General features: G+C 67.1%; 1 protein-coding gene. It reads left to right on the top strand.

The window, feature by feature from the left end; all coding sequences use genetic code 11:
* Positions 1–45: 45 nt before the first annotated feature.
* Positions 46–782 (top strand): IS4 family transposase (locus RJ1_RS44885; protein WP_143169619.1); only part of this gene is annotated, 737 nt, incomplete at its 3' end.

Raw genomic sequence — 782 nt, 5'->3', positions numbered from 1 at the left:
AGCGCCAATACCGTTCAGTTAGTGTGGGTTGCGTTACGATGAGGTGTGCCTCGGAGTGGATGGGTGAAGCCGGTCTCGGATCGGCGGTTGTCGGATGTGGTGTCGGTGGGGTTGTTGACCAGGGTGTTTCCCGCGTCCCTGGTCGATGAGGTGATCGCGGAATGCGGGCGGACCGAGCAGCGCAGTAGGTCGTTGACCGCTCGCGTGACGGCGTATTTCTCGATCGGGATGGCATTGAATTCGCAAGGCTCCTATGAGGAGGTCTTCGAGCAGCTCACCGACGGTTTGTCGTGGTCGTCGGGATGGTCGCAGTCCTGGTCGCCGCCGACGAAATCGGCGATCTTCCAGGCCCGTTCCCGTCTGGGGCACGAACCGGTGCGGGAGCTGTTCCGCCGTGTCGCACGACCGCTCGCCGACGCGGATACACCCGGATCCTGGCTCGCCGGGCGCCGGTTGGTGGCCCTCGACGGGACCTGCCTCGACCTGCCCGACACCCCGGCCAACGCCGAGCATTTCGGGCGGCCCGGATCGAGTCGCGGCGAGAAGTCCGCGTTCCCGCAGGCACGATTGGTGGCCCTCGCCGAATGCGGCACCCACGCGGTCTTCGACGCCGCGATCGGACCGTGCCGCACCTCCGAGCGGGAGCTCGCGCACGATCTGTTCGACACCCTCGAACCGGGAATGCTGCTGCTCGCCGACCGCGGCCTGTACGGATTCGACATGTGGACCCGGGCCGCCGCCACCGGCGCCGACCTGCTGTGGCGGGTGAACTCGACGCTCTC

The organism is Rhodococcus jostii NBRC 16295, assembly GCF_001894825.1.
Lineage (GTDB): Bacteria > Actinomycetota > Actinomycetes > Mycobacteriales > Mycobacteriaceae > Rhodococcus_F > Rhodococcus_F jostii.
Note: the sequence above shows the minus strand (reverse complement) of the source record. Positions and strands in the feature narration are given on the sequence as shown.